This is a genomic window from Alishewanella sp. d11, from assembly GCF_049390205.1.
In the GTDB taxonomy this organism is placed as follows: Bacteria; Pseudomonadota; Gammaproteobacteria; order Enterobacterales; family Alteromonadaceae; genus Alishewanella.
In genome coordinates, this window is sequence record NZ_CP186547.1 from 1,847,678 (window position 1) to 1,866,698 (window position 19,021).

At 42.8% G+C, this 19,021-nt stretch carries 14 protein-coding genes, 1 tRNA gene and 1 pseudogene; 3 read left to right on the forward strand and 13 right to left on the reverse strand.

What is annotated here, in order from left to right:
• Positions 1-44: 44 nt before the first annotated feature.
• Positions 45-2,219, reverse strand: coding sequence for a M3 family metallopeptidase (locus ACO1PK_RS08335; RefSeq protein ID WP_423188184.1), 2,175 nt, complete (start codon positions 2,217-2,219; stop codon positions 45-47).
• A 347-nt stretch (positions 2,220-2,566) separates the two neighbouring features.
• On the opposite strand from ACO1PK_RS08335, the gene ACO1PK_RS08340 reads away from it, so the two are divergent.
• Positions 2,567-2,643: transfer RNA gene (locus ACO1PK_RS08340), tRNA-Arg, on the forward strand.
• Between the two features lie 200 nt (positions 2,644-2,843).
• On the opposite strand, the gene drt3b is transcribed toward ACO1PK_RS08340, so the two are convergent.
• From drt3b to ACO1PK_RS08400, 12 genes and pseudogenes are all read right to left on the reverse strand, one after another.
• Positions 2,844-4,775 (reverse strand): antiviral reverse transcriptase Drt3b, encoded by a 1,932-nt coding sequence (gene drt3b, locus ACO1PK_RS08345; RefSeq protein ID WP_423185186.1) that lies wholly within the window; start codon positions 4,773-4,775, stop codon positions 2,844-2,846.
• Entirely contained in the window at positions 4,762-5,946 is a 1,185-nt protein-coding gene (gene drt3a, locus ACO1PK_RS08350; RefSeq protein ID WP_423185187.1) for an antiviral reverse transcriptase Drt3a, read from the reverse strand. The genes drt3b and drt3a overlap by 14 nt, the downstream gene beginning before the upstream one ends.
• On the reverse strand, positions 5,934-6,524 hold the full coding sequence (locus ACO1PK_RS08355; protein ID WP_423185188.1) for an SLATT domain-containing protein: 591 nt from the start codon (positions 6,522-6,524) through the stop codon (positions 5,934-5,936). Before ACO1PK_RS08355 ends, drt3a begins: the two co-directional genes overlap by 13 nt.
• Positions 6,525-6,628: 104 nt before the next feature.
• The gene (locus tag ACO1PK_RS08360; protein WP_423185189.1) at positions 6,629-7,489 is read right to left on the reverse strand and encodes a hypothetical protein; all 861 of its coding nucleotides are present in this window, start codon (positions 7,487-7,489) and stop codon (positions 6,629-6,631) included.
• Positions 7,490-7,681: 192 nt separating this feature from the next.
• A complete protein-coding gene (locus tag ACO1PK_RS08365) occupies positions 7,682-9,007 on the reverse strand; it encodes a primase-helicase family protein (protein WP_423185190.1) in 1,326 nt (441 codons plus the stop codon).
• Entirely contained in the window at positions 9,007-9,564 is a 558-nt protein-coding gene (locus tag ACO1PK_RS08370) for a hypothetical protein (protein ID WP_423185191.1), read from the reverse strand. The genes ACO1PK_RS08365 and ACO1PK_RS08370 overlap by 1 nt, the downstream gene beginning before the upstream one ends.
• The gene (locus ACO1PK_RS08375) at positions 9,564-9,800 is read right to left on the reverse strand and encodes a helix-turn-helix transcriptional regulator (protein WP_423185192.1); all 237 of its coding nucleotides are present in this window, start codon (positions 9,798-9,800) and stop codon (positions 9,564-9,566) included. The genes ACO1PK_RS08370 and ACO1PK_RS08375 overlap by 1 nt, the downstream gene beginning before the upstream one ends.
• 55 nt (positions 9,801-9,855) lie before the next feature.
• Positions 9,856-10,794, reverse strand: coding sequence for a hypothetical protein (locus ACO1PK_RS08380; protein ID WP_423185193.1), 939 nt, complete (start codon positions 10,792-10,794; stop codon positions 9,856-9,858).
• 13 nt (positions 10,795-10,807) lie between these two features.
• Positions 10,808-12,043, reverse strand: coding sequence for a tyrosine-type recombinase/integrase (locus ACO1PK_RS08385; protein WP_423185194.1), 1,236 nt, complete (start codon positions 12,041-12,043; stop codon positions 10,808-10,810).
• 252 nt (positions 12,044-12,295) lie between these two features.
• Positions 12,296-12,910: pseudogene (locus ACO1PK_RS08390) on the reverse strand (replication endonuclease); the annotation flags it as partial.
• 42 nt (positions 12,911-12,952) lie between these two features.
• Positions 12,953-13,423 (reverse strand): hypothetical protein, encoded by a 471-nt coding sequence (locus ACO1PK_RS08395; protein WP_423185195.1) that lies wholly within the window; start codon positions 13,421-13,423, stop codon positions 12,953-12,955.
• A complete protein-coding gene (locus ACO1PK_RS08400; protein ID WP_423185196.1) occupies positions 13,413-14,561 on the reverse strand; it encodes a PepSY-associated TM helix domain-containing protein in 1,149 nt (382 codons plus the stop codon). Before ACO1PK_RS08400 ends, ACO1PK_RS08395 begins: the two co-directional genes overlap by 11 nt.
• Positions 14,562-14,712: 151 nt before the next feature.
• Between ACO1PK_RS08400 and ACO1PK_RS08405 the strand changes: the two genes are divergently transcribed.
• On the forward strand, positions 14,713-16,854 hold the full coding sequence (locus ACO1PK_RS08405) for a TonB-dependent siderophore receptor (RefSeq protein ID WP_423185197.1): 2,142 nt from the start codon (positions 14,713-14,715) through the stop codon (positions 16,852-16,854).
• Positions 16,855-17,385: 531 nt separating this feature from the next.
• Positions 17,386-19,005: a methyl-accepting chemotaxis protein gene (locus ACO1PK_RS08410; RefSeq protein ID WP_423185198.1), complete on the forward strand. Its 1,620-nt coding sequence runs from the start codon at positions 17,386-17,388 to the stop codon at positions 19,003-19,005.
• Positions 19,006-19,021 lie beyond the last annotated feature (16 nt).

The following is a 19,021-nucleotide window of genomic DNA, read 5'->3' on the forward strand; positions in this document are numbered from 1 at the left end:
TCGACATTTTAGCGCAGCAAGCAAAGCCTGCAGCGCTAAAGCCATTAATCAATCTTAGTTTTTAAACCACGACGAATTAACAGCGCGTCTGTAGTTGGCTCTTGACCACGGAAGGCTTTGTAAGACTCCATGGTTGGGCGTGAGTTACCTACTGACAGGATGTTTTTACGGTAGTGATCACCATTCTCGCGTGTTAAACCGCCGTTCTTTTGTACATGCGCAAACGCATCTGCGGCTAAAATTTCACTCCACATATAAGCGTAGTAACCGGCAGCATAACCACCGCCCATCGAGTGGGAGAAGAAATTCGACTTATAACGTGGCGGCACAGCCGCTAAGTCTACGCCATGCTTTTTCAACGAGGCCGCTTCAAAGGCTTTTGGATCTTGTAGCGGGGCATCGCCTGGTAGCGTGTGCCAATCCATATCCAATAAGGCAGCAGAAACATACTCTAAGGTATCAAAACCTTGGTTAAAACTACGTGAGCGGATCACTTTATCCAACAAATCGGCAGGGATCGGCTCGCCTGTTTCATAATGCTTGGCATAATTAGCCAAGATTTCAGGGTGCTGCGCCCAATCTTCTTCGAAGGTTGATGGGAATTCAACGAAATCTCTCGACACTGATGTCATTGCAAGCGTAGGGTACTTCACATTCGAGAATATACCGTGTACCGCGTGACCTAACTCGTGGAAGATGGTCGTAGTATGGTCGTAGCTGATTAAAGTTGGTTTACCTTCAGGTGCCTTTGGAATGTTCATCACATTCACTACCACCGGTTTTTGACCTGTCAGGTGCGACTGGCCAACAAAAGCACTCATCCAAGCGCCGCCACGTTTACCTTCACGAGCAAAATAATCGGCGTAGAACAAGGCAATGCTAGTGCCATCGGCATCAAAGACTTCATACACTTCGACATCTGGGTGATAAACCGGTAAATCAGGACGCGGCTCAAACCGAACACCATAGAAACGATTCAGGTAATAGAAAGCACCGTCTTTTAAAACACGGTTAAATTCGAAATATTTCTTAACTTCGTTCTCATCTAAGTCGTATTTGGCTTGGCGCACAAATTCAGCGTAGTATTCCCAATCCCATGGCTGTACGTCGAAGTCGCCGCCTTTTTCACGGATCATCGCTTGAATTGCCGCTTGCTCTTGCTGAGTATTAGCAACTACAGCAGGGAGCATAGAGCCTAACATGTCATATACCGCTTGCGGAGTTTGCGCCATGTTAGTTTCTAAAGTATATGCAGCCCAGTTATCGTAGCCGAGTAACTTAGCGCGCTCAGCACGTAATTGTGCTAAACGGGCCACAATAGCGGTATTATCGTTATCGCCAGATTGAGCACGGTAGGCTGACGCTTCCCAAACGCGCTGACGCACCTCACGGTTATTGAGTGAGGTTAAAATGGGCTGGCGCGTGGTGTTGGTGATATTCAGTAAGTATTTGCCTTCATGACCACGTGCTGTTGCGGCGTTTGCTGCAGCTGTAATTTGTGAGGCTGATAAACCGTCTAACTCTTCTGCCGTATCAACAATTACGGCGATATTGCGGGTTTCTGCTAACAAATTTTGACCAAAACGGTTGGTTAAATTTGAATGTTCTTCATTTAGTGCGCGAATAGCGGTTTTTTGCTCTTCCGTTAATTTGGCACCGGCACGCACAAAACGCTCATAGTAAACTTCGACTAAGCGTTTAGACTCAGCGTCGAGGTTCAGATCGTTACGGGCATTAAACACGCTTTCGATACGGGCAAATAACTGCGGGTTAAGATTGATATTGTCTGAGTGTGCTGCCATTTTCGGTGCCAACTCAGTTTGAATTTTGCGGCGCTCTTCGTTGCTGTCTGTTCCGGTCAGGTTATAAAACACGCGTGAAACGCGGGTTAACAGTTCGCCACTTTTTTCCATCGCCACAAAGGTATTATCGAACGTAGCAGGTTCTGGATTATTAGCGATGGCTTCGATTTCCGCCATATGCAGCTTCATACCTTCTTCAAAAGCAGGCAGAAAGTGTTCGTCTTTAATTTCAGTAAAATTAGGCGCTTCAAACGCTAAAGTACTTTTTTGGAAAAAAGGATTGGTCACAGTGGCTTCCGTAGAGGCGGCGGCAGGAGCCTCCGCTTGATTAGCTTGTTGCACAGGGGCGGTATTGTCAGAGCAGGCACTTAAGCTAAGTACTGCACCAATCGCCGAAGCGAGTAGGGTCTTACGCATCATTTTTTTCTCCGTGGATAGGTTACCGATAGCTATTGTTATTTTCAGGCCGCGTTGCCGCAGGGTTGGATAGCAGAGTATGCCAAAAAAATTGGCGAAATACGGTGCTTTGCAACCAAGTGCCAACAAATTAAGACAAAAGCCTAGCAAGTGCAAATTTTTACCTATAAAAGGCTAATTTTTCGAGCTCCCCGCTTCTAAAAGCAGCTACCTAGCCCCCAGCGCGCCTAGCAAGGTCGAGTGATTTCTAGTGATTTTAATCGTTTGCCTAAAAAAGCGACGGGCTAGCAATAGACTTAGCGGTAAAGCCTGTCTATAATGCGCGCTGCACTAAAAGTGCATCGGTTGCACCCATAGCTCAGCTGGATAGAGCGCTGCCCTCCGGAGGCAGAGGTCTCAGGTTCGAATCCTGATGGGTGCGCCATATAAATCAAGGTCTTAGCTGAAAAGCGAGGCCTTTTTTTATTTCTAGCAATTCTTGATGTAGCGTCTGTGTAGCGGAAGTGAATGCAATACCGAAGTGAATTGGAGATGTGGGCTTGAGTATCTTTAGTGTGTGTGTGTAGTTAATCTACTCAGCAAAGCTGTATATTTCTCAAGCCCACGTAAAAACAAGATAATGTCTTAATAAGCTAATCGCAACTCCTTTTTCATCAGTAGTCGCTCAATAGAAATCTCGCCCCAATCTACGAACCAAGAATTGTCCGATAAACGAAGAAAATATTCGCTTATTTTTTCTGTAGCCTTGGATGGAAAAGCAACTTTCAATGCGTCGTACTTTTCTTCATCTGTGATATATGGACAAGTCAGGAGATCAAACAATAGATGAGTCTTTTGTGAGTCTATTGGATTGTCTTCGAACCCTCTTACAATACTGAGAGTTTCGTTAAATGCTAGTGTTTTTATTTCTTGGTAGTCTGGTAAGTCTTTAGCAACATACAGCGCGACAACTATCTGAAAATAATTCATTTTTTTACCAGAGTTGATGCCTATCAGCGTTTTCATCTCATTGCTCGATATCCTATTTGTAGTTTGAACTTCACTTAACGCAATCGCTAAATTAAGTTGCTCAACGCCAGCAAGATACTCTGGTGATTCGCCTGCTATACGTTTAGCTTCACTAAGTATTTTACTAGTCACTAAGTACTCTGAGTAATAACTTAGCTTTCCAATAAATTTGGAGAGTTCAATTAGCGACTGAGAAATAAGGAACGTCGATCTTACTCTTTTATCCATTGAGTAAACAAAGAAGGAAAGGTCTAGTAGGACATAAAGAAACCGTGCTAGTAACTCACTGTTTTTACATGTGTCAATATGAGAAAGAGCATCAGACAGCTTTCTAAAAATCGATCTTATAACTGAAAAGAAATAACCAGTAATTGACTCGTATCCAATATCATAATCACTAACGATTATTTTTATTTTCGATATTAGATCGTTAGATATTTTTTTATAATTGAATTCAGAATAAAACCTATCTAAAGCTATCTCTCCTTCTTCATTTGCTGCAATTGAGCTGGCAAAGGGATCAAACAGCTCTCTCAATCTTATTTTTGCTTTTGTCACTCCAGTAACAAAGGGTCTTTTAAATTGCTCACGCTTAGATTGATTAAGGAAAAGCTTTACAGCGTATAGCTCTTCTTTGATTACTTTTTCAATTACAGAGATTACGTCTTCTTTGTTGCCAAATATGAAGTAATCATCTACATAGCGTCTTATAGAGTAGTCCTTTTCAAGAGTAAGATTATTATTCTTAAGCTTTTCTACAATTCTGCAGTCAATCTGTTGCAGGATGATTTCCGCAAATATCCTTGAAAACTCGGGGCCAATTACTACACCGCTAGGCCTTCCGAAATTTAACTTAGACATTATCTTTGTAAATTCTCTCTCAAATGCAGATTCTCGAATCGCATTCTTTCTAGTGGACTCCTCGTCTCGTATCAAACACTGTATTGCATCTAAATTTATTGATTCAAAGCACTTTGAGATATCTTGTTTGCAAAGTATTCCAAACTTCCTCTCAAGTCTGTGCATTTCATAGGAATCATAAAATTTATACAAAAAAGAAAACTTTTTATATGAAAAAAAAGAGCTTGCGTAAGAATTTGAACTATTGTCTTCAATTGAGTGATCTTCATCGTTGTTAGGCTCAATATCAACACTTTCATCTACATAAGCTGGATTGTCATTGTTTTTTTCTTCCAGAGATATGTAATACATTGAGACGCTATCTGGATGTCGAAGAGATATCCTGCTTAAGCTGGTAAAATATAGAATTAAGTCTTTGTATTTTTTGTAAAAATCTGCCATTTCTATCTGAGAGTAAGGATGAATCAAGCTCAGATTTCTAAATGAGTCGTTGTCTTTAGTAATCCTGAACTCAAAAGGTTTTAGTATAGACTCTCCATCAAATAACTCTTGAAAAATGCCGGTTTGTTTATTTTTTACTTTCCTGTAAAAGCCTTCATTGGTAATTATAAATGGGAGTTCATATGGATGGACATCAGTGAGTATTATTCTGGAAAAGTCATTCTTGCTTAAATTAATTTTTTTCATCGTTCCAGCATTCCTTTATTTTTATGTAATCATCCTTTTGTAAAGGTATTGTTTTTTTATCAATGAAACCTTTAAAGAAGCTCATTTTTAGTATTTCATCTTTTGTTTCTTTTTTTAGCGTTTTTAGGTGATTACTAAAAAATGGTTTTTTCGATGTAAGGCTTTTTCGCAAGAAAGTGTCAAGCTCAGAAAGACACTGGAATTTATTAACTACGGAATTTGTGTAATAAATGCCTGACTTTAGATCTGAGATTTCTCCATTTATAGTGATTCTGTGATTTGATGTTAGAAATAAAATCCTTTTCTTTAATAGTTCTGAATTTTTATTTTTCCCAAAACTGAGTATGGCTTTCACTATTCTAGTTTTTATCTTAGACATCTTTTTGTCACTGATAGAAATAAAAAGCTTTTCTTTCAATTTTTCGAATTTAAAACCAAGATAATCAAACGAGAATTCGTTAAAATCTTTCTCGTGATAACTTTTCTCAAGATTTAGATCAATTCGTAGTTCTTCAGTTCTTTTGTAGAGCTCAGCAGCAGAGTGCTCTTGGCTTTTTGATATCAAGACTATGTCGTCTACGTATCTTGCATAGTAATATGTGCTCCAATGAGATTTCATATGCCTGTCAAAATCTCTCAAATATAGCTCTGAGAGTGTAGAACTGATAGATAGACCTCTAGGTAGGCCCCTGTATCCTTCGTTATCCAGTTTCCTGTCAATTTTAATTAAGGTAGAAAGTAGCTCTTGGCTCAATATTGAATCGTCAATGAGCTTTTTAATTAATTTAGCTCTAGGGATGTTTTCAAAAAACGATTTAAAGTCGATTCTTGAAATGCCGTTTAAGCTTGAATCGTTTAGTGCGGTGATCATGCACTTTACAATCGATGACTTATCACTGAATTTAACCTGGTAGATAGATCTTATTGATCTATCCAGAGCTTTCAGAGCTAGATGGTCGTTTATCGAATCAGTACTAAATAGAAATTTAGCCCCAATTTGTTTTACTCTTAATTCTGGGAAGTCAAAGTTTGGGTCACTAATTGCGTAGGAAACAGTAGATAAGTTTTGCCTGATCTCATCCCTGTTACGTCCTAACCTGTACTTGATTACTTCATGAAGAGTAGTAATTTTTTCCAGGGATTCAGGGCTATACCCGTTTAACATAGGCATACAGTGGCCGCCCAGATAATAGTTGATATTGAGACAGCTACAATAAGTATTAAAGATGCTTCAACTTTGAAGTTCCAAGCTAACTTGAAACAGCCAATATGAGTATCTTTGGAGCCCTCTTGTAACTTTCTATCGCGTCGTCCATTGATGTAGTCCCATTGTGAATGGTTTTCACCAGCTACAGCATCCATATACTCGTTATATAAAACCTTTATCTCTTTTTCGGTATCAGAACTGAAAGTAATAAGTCTCAGCTTCTTGTGGATCTTACTTAATTTGTCAGCACTATTTCTCATTCTCTCAGATTTAAGCGGATAATCCGCGAACGTTATGATAATTGATATTATGAGGATAAGAATTGAACCCATTATTTGGGACAGCTCATAGCCGTTAGACTTTATTAAGGAACAGGACATGTATTTTAATATCAAAGACGTAGTGATTAATGAAGTAGATGCTGTCGTTAGGGCGAGTAAAGAGAGCTTGTGAAGTCTTAACAGTCTTTTTGACGAAAAATATCTAGAAAAAAATGTTGTCTTTATTTCTTTTTTAATATCTTCAAAATCATTTGTATTCATTTTATTTCCTCTAGCAGATATTCCAACGATTTTGCCTTAATGTGAGTCACTGATAAACATCAACATGTCATTTAGCTGATTTTTGTATTTTTATTGCTATTACGTCAGCTAATACCCAAGTCGGATTTATAGCGTCGAAGGACTATGTAGTCCAACTGACCACACCAAATTACTGGTTTGCCTGAAGCTGCGAAGTAGCAATTTCCTATAACCAAAACATGGCACCCTGCAAGGTTATCCAAAGATCCTTCAACTTTGAAATACCGCCTGAACTCATCTGCAATTTCGGGGTTTATTGAAACGCTTAGCCCGTCATTTCGGCTACCTGCGTTAAGCCACAACTTACCATCAGCGGTATATCCCGCATCACTTATAAAGCCCCAAAAAATACGGTTTTTGTCTCTCAGGTTTTCATTAATGTCTTTGACGTTTACGAATAGGTCTTTTGCAATTTCAGGTAAGCCTTGTACAGGGCTATTCGGAATGAAGACTTTTGACTCTGAAAAGTAGAGTTTGTCTGAGCGGACTAGTTTATATAGTAGGTTCTTCAGCGTCATATGTGCAGGAAAATCCTTTCCTCCACCATTTTCGACTTTGGTTGCTACACGGTGTTGTCCTTGTGGATCGATATCATTGGGATCTTGCTGCTTAACGTCGATGGAATAGTCTTTCTCTAGACCTAAATCGAGAATGATACCGCTGTCGGGATTTGCCGCAGGGAACTCATTTCCACCGTCACCTTCCCCAATTTGTTCGTAAGTTGTCGCATAGCCACAACCGTCAACATGGTGCGCACAAAAATGGGGTACTTTATTGCCATAGCTGGCCTTTCTAAACCAAGCATCACCCTCGCATGAAGGACACTTTAGATTGCGCCTAAGTTTGGTATAAACCGCCTCACCTAAATCGAAAAAATCTTGAGCAATCCATTCTTTACCATCAATGGTACAAAACGCTACATCCATATACGACCTGTGTACTGAAAATAGAAATATCATGCCTAACATACGACGAAGTTAAATTGGGAGCAATACAGATTAAGTGATAAAGATTCGATATTTATTTAACGGAGAGGTGTTATCAGGGAAGTGAAAACCTTAGTTCACCTGTACCACCTGTACCAAGTATGCTAAGTGGTACAGGTGGTACAGGTTTGGTCACGAGAATAGTTCTTCTGGTTTGTGCCCGAGTTTTGCCGCAAAACTTGCTCTTACATTGTCGATGTTGCATAGGTTGTAATGCAGATCTCTGCCACGCCTGCCGACACTCTGTATATCTAAGGTCTGCATCATTTTCCCTAAAGAGCTGCGCCAAGTTTCTATTGATGGCTTTTCTCCCCGCAGCGCAGCAAAATCTGACAACATGTTGATTAAATCTTGCGGTGTTGCTCTTGCATAACCCCTGAACGGAGCATCTTTTTGAAGCTCTTCATACATAAACGCCATAGGTATGCTGAGGTTATTAAGTTTCTCTTCTATAAGCGCTTCAGTAACCGGCGCTTGCCTTGGGTTAAATTCGGAAATATCTAAGTTCAACAGATATTCCATTAAGTAAGCTGCCCCGCCATGTTTTACCCAAGCAAAGTAGTTGTCAAAGTAGTCTTTGTTTTGTGCTAAAGCCGGATTGGGTTCGAGGACTAGGTATCTGCGTTCACGGCTTCCAGCGTTTAGTACTCGCTCCATGTTACTAGCAAAAATAAAGCGGCCGTAGTTAGCAACCGGAACAGGGTCAATTCCTTTGCGTTCTATATTCATAGTCGTTTCACTAATCAGCGCTTTGAGTTTATCCGCTGTTTTTCGCTCAGTTAAATCAACTTCATCTGCAAAAACGAGTAACTTATTGGCAAGGGTTGAATTGAAGCGACCAGTAACTAGGTTGCTGCCATTAGTTTGAATGCCGTACTCACCTAAAATCTCCATCAACGGTGTCATCAAGGCACCTTTCCCTGTTCCTTCAACTGATTTCATTACAATAGCAACAGATGGCTTCTCATCTGGCTTTTGAAGTAGGTGAGCAAAAAACTGTAAAACATAATTGGACGACCTCACATCACCATTACAGATAACATTTGTTATGTGATCTAAAAATAGTGATACATCGCCTTGCTTGGGAGTTTTAACAAAGCCTCTGTATAAATTGAACTGTGAGTCTAGGCACTTGGTTTTATCAGGACAAAAAACCACTCCGTCTTCACAGTAATTTTTGGCATGCCATTTCAACCAGGCGTCACCAGCATTTAAGCCGGCTATTGGCGGTTCGTGCAAAAATCTGTTTTTAAACTCTGGGAGATTTTCAAACTGATAGGTCTGGCTATTTCTGCCATCGTATCCGCGTGAAACAATAACGTGTTTGCCGCCCATTGATGTATGAGTGAAAAGGTCGTTGAGTTTGTTCAATCGAGTAAGTTCGCTATCCGATAATGTTTTACCGTTAATAGTGTCGTTAGATGCTAGCTGTTGCTCAATATGTGTAGAAGTATCCATTAGTGCCGTCCTCCTGAAAGTAGGCACACATTTCCGAAAACAGATTTTCTGTGCTGCTGTGAAGGCAATAATCCCGTTTTGCGTCGAAGCTGTTCGTTAACGGAGTTTTCGGTTTGCAGTGTTGCGACTGCTTCCGAAGAATTTCGTATTATTGCGTTAACGGAAAAAGGCAGGGCGTTACTATGCCGATTAACTCGCAGGATTTCGTTAACGTTTATATTCCTAACGAATCTTAGACTTCCCTTTATGTGACGCGGGTTCAAAGCAATATCTGCTTCCAGAACGGGTTCTGAAATATTGGCAATTATTTCAGGAATATCTGGTTTGGTCTTGTTAATGACACGTGGTGTCAACGACGCATTTTCAGAAGGTTTCTGACTACGCCCAGTAAATACTGAGAATTCGCGTTTTGATTTTTCTGGAATGCCTCTGAATACTGCGTTTTGAATTCCAGAAGTTTCTGGAACTACTTCCGAATGTGATTCAGGAATTACCGGAACAGAAAGCAGAGGCAGCAAGCTAAATAGCTGCTGCACATTTAAAGAAATATCGCGCATTAATGCGTCCCTCCGCATTGGCTTAGATGTTCAAGCTTTTGCAAGCTATCTAGCCATTTGTCTAGATCGTCTTTAATGTACCGAACCGATCGGCCAATTTTGACAAAAGGAGGGGCAGGGGTACGGCTAGCGCGGTTACCTTCCATACGCGATTGACGCAGGAAAGACCGGCTCATGCCGATATACTCGGCGGTTTCGATTTCTGATAGTACTTTTTTGTTCTCTGTTGTTGGCATGTTTGCCTCCACGTTGTTGATAGTTCGTGGAGGACTTTAAGGTGACAGATTTGTCCTAGGACTCATTCAAGGAGTAAAGAATTCTAAAATTTCTTAGAGAGTTAAAAAAACTTTTTTGTTTAAGGCGTTCCGGCTCGCCAGATTCCGTAAACCAATAGAGTTCATCCTTACCAACTTCATCAAGAATTTCATCAGTATCGTATAAACGCTCACTTCGTAAGACATCATCTTGAAGCATGCGCCAGATTCTCGTTGGCTTTTCATTGGGAAATTTGAAGAGCATTCGAGTAAGCAATTTATCTATTGGCCGCTTAGATTCTTCAATTATTGTTGGTGATGGAGCGACATTGGAAATTTGTTTAGCGTCGCCGTCAGTTACAGCGGATTTTATTATACCTAACCTAACTAAATCGGTATGAGTAACGCAGATCTCACTAATGTGAAAATCAATACCAGCTGAACTCAACACACGCCTTGGTAGACCTCTCATTAGTTTGTTTTCGACTTCTTTTACCTTTTCTTCTTCCATTTCAGAAACTTTCGCTATCTGCCCTACAAAGTCTGAAAACATCGCCATACCACTATCCCTTTCGTTGGGGTAACATTTGGCCGGTATTTGATCAAAGTTAAGCTGATTTAGCGTCCATTTTTGCCAGCCTGAAATATAGGTGTTTGGCCAAGGAATCCTAAATGGGTACTGATTAGTACGAATGACAATTTTGTCATGTTGAAGCAGTTTTACTGTGGAGGAAGTCACTTTACCTTTTTTGAGTAGTACGTTGTTTTCACGAGATGGAAACGAAACCAGCCCCTGATAATCAGCAATTGCGAAGCCATTGAATTCGCCCTCTAGATACGCTCCGATAACATATCTGCTGTTTGATACAAAAAATGCGGGATGCAATTTTTCCTGCTCAATAAAATAACGAATTGTACTTGCAGTCACGCCTAAAGGAGCGAGTTCATCTAACCGGTAATACTCTTTTTCAATCATGATTTGTCCTTATTCAACCGATCAGGTTTACCGCTGCGGCTTTGTGTTCTGGTGCTAAGTGGGCGTAGCGTAATGTCATGGCAAGATCACCATGGCCGAGCAATTCGCGCACTGTATTTAAGTCGACGCTTGCCATTACCAGTTTGCTTGCAAAGTGATGGCGCAGGTCGTGAAATCTGAAATTTGTAATGCCGGCATCGGCCAGCAGTTTGTCCCAAGCTTTGCCAATATCGGTCATGGCTTTGCCGGTTGAACCTTTAAATACAATGCCGTTGTTGTCAGTATCAGCTTGCCAGCTTTGAAGGGTGCGATAGGCTTCACCATTAAGCGGTATATGTCGGGTTTTACCGGATTTGGCATTGGCGAACTGTACCGTTAGGGTTTTGGTTTCAAAGCTGATATCGTCCCAGCACAGGCTTAATATTTCGCCTCGGCGCATACCGGTATTCATTGCCAATAGCACAATAGGTTCTAAATGATCGGCAAAGGTTTTATCTCGTAAACTCGGAAGCAATTCATAATTGCGTTCTGTGCGGTGTAGGTTACCGTTGTCACGCTCTTGCTTAATGCGCTCGTCACGTTCTCGCATCGCAGCTCTCAGTCGCGCTTCTTCATCCTTAGATAAATAACGCACTTTTGAATTGTCTTCTGGCAGCGGCTTTATCTTGTGCAGTTCGTGTTTATCGATCACTTCCCATTCAACTGCGCGACTGAGGCAGCTCTTCAGGTTGGTAACTTGACGGTTAATAGTGGCGTTGGTGTTGCCTTTGGCTTTACGTTCAATGCGCCATTGCTCTATCAGGTGTGGCCTGATGTCGCTTAGTTGATAATCCATCAGATGGTTGAAACTGGCTTTTAATACATCAGTGCGGGCTTTGGCTGTTTTTGGGTTTTGCGAAAATAGCCAAGGTTCAAACTTGGTTTCGATAAATTTGCCTAATGTCGACATCGCCTCAAGCTTTTTAATCTGGCGAACCTGCTTTTTTACTTCCTGTACATCAGTGCCTTTAGCCACTTCACCCGCTTTTTCTTTGGCAAGATCACGAGCAATAGCGGGGGTAATTTGGCCTTCAGTACCCAGTTTATAATTTACCTGCTTACCATTAATGCGGTAATAAAGGTAATAGTGTATTTTTCCATCTGATGTAATGCGCGCATGAAAGCCCGCCAGCTCAGTGTCCGTAAGACGTTTATCTTCCGGTTTTAGCTGTTTGATGGTTGTAGCAGATATTTTAGCTCTTACCGTCACCCCGACTTCTCCATGTAGCACCAGTGTAGCAATTTGATTGTGCGACCACGAAACTGAATGAACACTGAAGAACAATTATGAATTTTATAATTGATATATATCAATAGTTTAATTGTCTATATTGGTGCGGGTTTGTGCATGGTGGTTCGTGCATGTAGTGGTAAATTCTCGCTCCGGAGGCAGAGGTCTCAGGTTCGAATCCTGATGGGTGCGCCATAAACGTCAAAACCGCCATTTCGGCGGTTTTTGCGTTTATAGCATCCAATCGGATGAGAACCTGTCGTTCGACAAAACGGCAGGACCGCCGTTTTGGACGTTGCGCAGCAACGCCCGTAGGGCGAGGTACAGGATGTACCGAGTCAATCCTGATGGGTGCGCCAAAACAAATAACCGCCATTTCGGCGGTTTTTTGTTTTGTGGTATCCGCAGATTGGAACCTTCTTCGACAAAAACGCTGGGAGCGTTTTTGAACAGCGTCAGCTGGCTCGCAGGGCGAGGGCAGGATAGGGCTTCGTTGCCGTCTTCTTCAAAAGCACAGTGATTTACTACTGCCCTTAACGCATTTAAATGCTCTGGTTCAACAAATAACATCATATGCCAGTGTGGTGTGCCATCATGCTGTGGTTCGGCAACGCGCAAACCATAGATGCGTATTTCTTGGCGATCAAGATCAGCACGAATCTTCGCCCAGATCCCACATAAATATTGCTGGCCTTGCTGCGGCGTAAAACCCTGCCAGTTCGGGTTACGGTCGCCGCTTTTGGCATAGGCTGCGTGATACTTAGATGGACAGGTCAGGGTGATAAAGTCGCCAATATGCCCTAGCTCTTTGGCAATATCCTCAAAGCCGCGTATACGGGGTCTTAGCTCATTACTGCGTTAACCAAACACAGCGCTAACAGCTTTACATTACTTTTGCTGTACTAGGGATTGCGGCAAATCCCAACTAGTAACTAGTAGCTCACCCTGCCAAGTTTGCAGCGTTAGCCAGACTTTGTCATTTGCAGCAAAAGCGACCGGCGCTATGGCATGTACGTGCTGGCTATGCCGGCTACCATGCATGATACCCGCTTCGCCTTGTTGCAACTGCTCTAGCGGCAAAGCCACGGGGCCAATATTTAAATAGCCTTGGCGTATAGCGCTGATGTCGCCTTTATTAAAGTTCAGCATAAAGTCTTTAACGAACTTGTCATGGTGAGCATAGGGCGGCTCTAGATTAAGCGGCATAGGTGATATTGCAAATGGGCCGACTTGTTTTACTGGCCAGGCAGCTGGCAATTCTGGCGTCAGTGATTGATACAAAAACCAAAATGGTAATAGCAACACCAGGCCATTTAGTTTGTATTTGTGACGTTGCCAAAAACGGTTTTTAGTTGACATGCTTAACCTCCTGTAACGTAGCAGTGCTCTTGCTCTCGCGCGCGGCCTTAACGGTGCGGCTGCCCCAAATCATAAAACCGGTAATGGACATGCCGGACAGCAGCAAGCCAAACAAAAACCAGATAGCCTTAGTCCAGATGCCACCTATATTACCGTAGTGTAGCGGGTCGGCAATGTGCGCTATGGTTTGCAAGGGCGTCATGGTTTCAGGCGATTTTTCGTAGGCTATGTCGCCAGTCCAGGGGTTAATACTCAGTTTGTACGAGTACTTATCGTAAAAGATATGCTCGCCGCCGCCTATCAGGTTATACATGCCGCGATTATGCTCGGGTAACATTAAATAACTGGGCTGAAAGTCTGGGAAGCGCTGTTGCGTAATCTGCATAGCATCGGCAAAGCTAACTGGAGCAGCGCTTTGCTGCGCCGGTATATCTGTTACCGCTACCAATGGTGCATGCGGTTCTAGATCAATATCGGCATGCCACATTACGGCCTGCACCAGATACCACAGGCCGGTCGCGCTCATCACCAACAAAAACCAGATAGACCAAACCCCGGCTAGGCGGTGCAAATCTGTAAGGATGGTTTTTTTACTCTGATTAAAGCGGATCTTTGGCTGCGTAAAGCTGCGCCAGAAGTTTTTGTAAATGATAAGGCCGGTAACTAGCGCGCCCAGCATCACTAACGCCATTGCAGATACTAAGTAATAGCCAACGCTATAGCTGCTTTGCCACGGAAACAGCAACCAGCCATGCAGGCTGCGTATAAAACCAATAAATGTAATACCCTGATTTATTTGCTGGATTTCGCCGCTGTATTGGTTCACATAAGCAATCGCTTGTGGCTTGTCGTGATCGGAAAAAATAACCGCATGCACCAAGTAGGGTTCAAGCACTATGACGCTGGTGACATCTGCCGTCGGGTTAGCGCGCTCAACAGCAGCTACCAGCTCCGCAACTGGTTTCGCTGGAAGGTTATCAGGGTTAGTAGCGCGCGAGGCTGGGTTGCTGAGCCAAGTCAGTTCATGACTAATTACGGCAATAGTGCCGGTTACACAAACAAAGCAAAAAATCAGCCAAATAGGCAGTGAAAACCAACCATGTAACTGAAACCAAAAACGATTGCTGAGTTTTATCATTATTGCCATGCCCAGTGAGAAATCAATGTACTTCAACTTTGCACTGCATACTAATGAAAATAAGAATAATTATCAACCGGTTTTGCAATTGATATTCATTCTCATCTATGATGTTGCGCCATCACCAAACTAGCCACAGGAACTGCCTATAATGAAGTACTCATTGCTCGCTGCTGCTATCACCACCGCAATGTCATGTTCACTCAACGCACAGCAACAAACTGTAATCACTGAAGATGCGGTTGAAGTCATCACGGTAAAAAGCTCGCGCGGTTTAATCTCTTATGTGAGTGCCTCTGGTGCGAAATCGGATACACCTATTATTGAAACGCCACTGTCGGTGTCTGTATTAACTGAAGAGCGGATTGCCGACCTAGGTGCCTTAACAGTGCAAGATGCTCTGGGATATGTTTCTGGGCTGTATAACGGTCCTTATGGTCTTGATACCCGGGGAGATTGGGCGCAAATTCGCGGGGTGTCGCCGGTGCAATATCTGGACGGCTTAAAGTCACTATTTGGTTTTTATAATAATGTGCGAATTGCACCTTACGCGTTGCAACAAATTGAGATTTTAAAAGGCCCCAGCTCAGTGTTGTATGGGCAGGGCTCTATTGGGGGTATTGTTAACTTAGTGAGCAAAAAACCTGAGCCGGTTACTAGTGGCCAGCTATGGGCTCAGCTGGGTAATTACTCACGTAAACAACTGGCAGGTGACATTACCGGAGCGTTAAATGATGATGCTTCATTGCAAGGCCGTTTGGTGGCATTGTGGCGCGACAGCGATACCCAAACTGATTTTGTACCGGATAACAGCGTTGTAGTCGCACCGTCGCTCAGTTGGCAAGCCAGCGACGCCACTAAGGTTACAGTATTAGCTAATTTCCAGCAGAATCAATCCGGCTCCAGCACGCAGTTCTTTCCGCATCGAGGCACCATTTTACCAAATGAATTTGGCCAAATTCCTAGTAACCGTTTTGTTTCAGAGCCAGGTTTTGATAAATACGATACCGAGCAAGTGGCGGTTACTGCGATAGTTGAGCATGATTTATCCGCTGACTGGCAGTTTAGGCTGAGCAGCCGTTACAGCGATAGCCATGCCGATTACCATACAATGTATGGCTGGCCGCCACGTTTGCAGGCAGATAACCGCAGCGTAAACAGAGTGGTATATCTAAGCAATGCTGATGCCCGCGCTTTAACCAGCGATGTGCAGCTGCACGGAAAACTAAACACTGGCAATGTCGAGCATACGCTGGTGGCTGGCTTTGATTATCAAAATGCTTACACTGATAACGACAGCTTTTATGCGGCAACAGGTGGCCTGCTAGACTTATACAATCCGGTTTACGGTCAGGTCGGGAATCTACCTACCGAGGCCAATATTACTGATAATCCAGCCAGTAAAACCTATCAAGCTGGTGTGTACTTGCAAGACAATATGAAAATTGCTGATAAATGGTTGATATCCGTTGCGCTGCGTCGTGATCGAGCTACTACTAATCCTCAAAATGGCGGCAGTACCACGCAACATGCTACCACCGGTCGTTTAGGTTTAATGTATCTGTATGACAGTGGTATCTCTCCTTATTTCAGTGTTAGCGAGTCTTTCGAGCCGTTATTGGGTGCTGATGCTTTCGGTAAGTCCTTTGTTCCTAAAAAGGGTCAGCAGTTGGAGGCGGGCTTAAAATACCAGCCTAAGGACACTGAACATCTGCTGACGGCAGCGATTTTTGATATTACTGAGCAAAATCGCACAACCAATTTATCGGCAGCGCAAGTATCTGATCCTGCGGTACTTAATCCAAATGGCCTGGTACAAGATGGCGAGGTCACTTCTAAAGGTGTCGAGCTAGAAGCTCAACTCGCTTGGGATGAATTGGATATCTACGCTAGCTATGCCTATATTGACGCTTATGTTAGTAAAAGTAACCGTGTGGGTGAACTAGGTGCGACTTTATCTGCACAGCCAGAGCATTTAGCCTCGATCTGGGCTACTTGGCGTCCGGTGGTGCTGCAAAATTGGCAGTTTGGCGCAGGTGTCCGTTATGTTGGTGAAACTTCCGATGGTACCGCTTATGTTGAACAGAGCGGTATGGTGCTGAATGACCCATTGACTACCGACAGCTACACACTGGTTGATGCGATGGTAGGCTATAACGTTGGTAACTATCAACTAAGCCTGCAGGCCCATAATCTTACCGATAAAACCGTTATTACCTCCTGCTTAGCCCGCGGTGATTGCTTCTATGGCCAGCGCCGCGCTATAACGGCTAACTTGCGGTATAACTTTTAACATTAGATTAGCTACTGCAGGGTGGTCTTTGCCGCCCTGCAGTTAGTATGACACTAATTTTTGTGTTAACTCCTTTTTATGAGGATATCGGCTGATAAAAACAAAACTCCGTTTTACTAAAAATACGCCTGTCTTCAAACTGAATTAGGTGCTGCATCCTAGGTTTTATGGGAGGCCATTAATTGTAAATAGTTCTCATATGTCTCTTTAAGTTTGTAACGATAGTAATAGTATTATTTGGTGTCCTCAAACTAAATAGGATAATGCTTCAGAATTTATTAACACCTCACAGCTAAGATATTTACTACACCCAGCACATTACATTGAGCAGGTCAGACCATAAACATAGGTAAATACCATTATTCTTGCTGCTTAGAGTACTGTGGATAAAGCTTTCCACTATTTAACGCTACCAATAACAAAGATTGCTGCTAAAGTAGTACTTAGTGCATTATGTGTACTGATTAGCAGTTAACTGTGACTTCGCTGAAGTTGATGTTGGGTTGCAATTTGGGATAGAAGAGGCGTGTTATGTTCAGATCGGTAAGCATTCAGAAGAGATTACTTGCAGCCTTTGGCTTGTTAGCGTTTATGTTGGCGGGGCTTGGCTTATACAATTTAAATACTATGTCACAAATCCGGGAACGGGCGGACGTTCTTGAGACCAACACTCTGCCTTCGATAATGGCATTAGCTGAGTTAAATAATACGGTCAGCCTGTTAAGGATGCAAACTTTGCGGCTAATGCTCACTACCGATATAAATAATGAAGGTCCCACTTTACGTTTGGTTGAAGAGCTACGGCAAAAAACCATTGCAACTGAAAAACGTTATGCGGGCCTTATTAATGCTGATGAAGAACGACGTATTTATAATGATTTTGCGACACAGCTTCAGCAATACCTGAAATTACAAAACGAAGCTATTGATTATCTTAAGCAGGATGAGGTGGGTTCAGCGTTAGATTTATTAATGCAAATCAATCCTGTCACCGATGCCATAGAGAGCAGTTTGGCAAGGTTAACGAAGTTAAATGAAGATGCGGCTTCTGTTTCTCGCAAAGAGTCTATTGCCGCTTTTGAACAAGCCAGAATACTCATTATTGTGCTCATTTTGCTGGCGGTGGCTGTCGCGGTGGTGGTTGCGTTAGTGATTTCTGCCAGTATTAATCAGCCTTTAACGCAGGCGGTCAAATCTGCTCAGCAGATTGCCGATGGCGATCTTACACAGCGTATTACCAGTGAAGGTAGTGATGAATTAACTCTATTGTCTGATGCCTTGGTACAAATGCAACAGAAATTGCGCGATGCGATTGGGCATATCGCCAGTTCAGCCAGTCAACTGGCCTCTGCTGCGGAAGAGCTTAATGCAGTGACAGATGAATCTGCTCGTGCCATTCAATTGCAGAATGATGAAGTGCAGCAAGCGGCTACCGCTATCACTGAGATGAGTTCTGCGGTTGATGAGGTGGCGTCAACGGCAATGCAAACATCAGAAGCATCGGTACAATCGGCCGCCTTAGCGAAGGGCGGTAGTGAAAAAGTACTGCAAACCCGTAATGTTATTGGCAAGATGAACAGTGATGTACAACAAAGTGCCAGTGTTATTCATGTCTTAGCTGATAAAGTGACATCAATTAATCAGGTATTGGAAGTTATTCGCAGTGTGGCAGAGCAAACTAATTTACTTGCGCTGAATGCTGCCATTGAGGCTGCGCGGGCTGGTGATGCGGGTCGTGGTTTTGCGGTAGTTGCCGATGAAGTTCGCAGCTTGGCGCATCGTACCCAAACTTCTACCGGCGAAATTGAGCAAATGATTAGCCAAGTACAGAGTTCTGTGAAAGAAGCTGTAAATGCTATGGGTTTAATTAGTCAAAATGCAGGTAATGCGCAGGATGTAGTGGAAGAAGCGGCAGCAGCATTAACGCAAATAGCGGAAAATATCACAAGCATTAGCGATCAGAATCATGTAATAGCCAGCGCAGCTGAGGAGCAATCTAAAGTGGCGCGGGAAATCGATCGGAACATTATTACCATCAGTGATTTAGCTAATCAAACATCTGCGGGCTCTAACCAAACGTCAGCCAGTGCTACCGAGTTATCGCGTTTGGCGGTGCAGTTAAATGGCTTAGTAAATCGCTTTAAAGTCTAACTTAATGCTTAGCGCT

What these genes read in the sequence shown, in the direction of transcription:
- ACO1PK_RS08365 (WP_423185190.1), bottom strand. Translation starts at nt 9,007, where the DNA reads ATGGATACTTCTACACATATTGAGCAACAGCTAGCATCTAACGACACT.
- ACO1PK_RS08410 (WP_423185198.1), top strand. Translation starts at nt 17,386, where the DNA reads ATGTTCAGATCGGTAAGCATTCAGAAGAGATTACTTGCAGCCTTTGGC.
- ACO1PK_RS08375 (WP_423185192.1), bottom strand. Translation starts at nt 9,800, where the DNA reads ATGCCAACAACAGAGAACAAAAAAGTACTATCAGAAATCGAAACCGCC.
- ACO1PK_RS08370 (WP_423185191.1), bottom strand. Translation starts at nt 9,564, where the DNA reads ATGCGCGATATTTCTTTAAATGTGCAGCAGCTATTTAGCTTGCTGCCT.
- ACO1PK_RS08400 (WP_423185196.1), bottom strand. Translation starts at nt 14,561, where the DNA reads ATGATAAAACTCAGCAATCGTTTTTGGTTTCAGTTACATGGTTGGTTT.
- ACO1PK_RS08335 (WP_423188184.1), bottom strand. Translation starts at nt 2,219, where the DNA reads ATGCGTAAGACCCTACTCGCTTCGGCGATTGGTGCAGTACTTAGCTTA.
- ACO1PK_RS08355 (WP_423185188.1), bottom strand. Translation starts at nt 6,524, where the DNA reads ATGAATACAAATGATTTTGAAGATATTAAAAAAGAAATAAAGACAACA.
- ACO1PK_RS08380 (WP_423185193.1), bottom strand. Translation starts at nt 10,794, where the DNA reads ATGATTGAAAAAGAGTATTACCGGTTAGATGAACTCGCTCCTTTAGGC.
- ACO1PK_RS08405 (WP_423185197.1), top strand. Translation starts at nt 14,713, where the DNA reads ATGAAGTACTCATTGCTCGCTGCTGCTATCACCACCGCAATGTCATGT.
- drt3b (WP_423185186.1), bottom strand. Translation starts at nt 4,775, where the DNA reads ATGAAAAAAATTAATTTAAGCAAGAATGACTTTTCCAGAATAATACTC.
- ACO1PK_RS08395 (WP_423185195.1), bottom strand. Translation starts at nt 13,423, where the DNA reads ATGTCAACTAAAAACCGTTTTTGGCAACGTCACAAATACAAACTAAAT.
- ACO1PK_RS08360 (WP_423185189.1), bottom strand. Translation starts at nt 7,489, where the DNA reads ATGGATGTAGCGTTTTGTACCATTGATGGTAAAGAATGGATTGCTCAA.
- drt3a (WP_423185187.1), bottom strand. Translation starts at nt 5,946, where the DNA reads ATGCCTATGTTAAACGGGTATAGCCCTGAATCCCTGGAAAAAATTACT.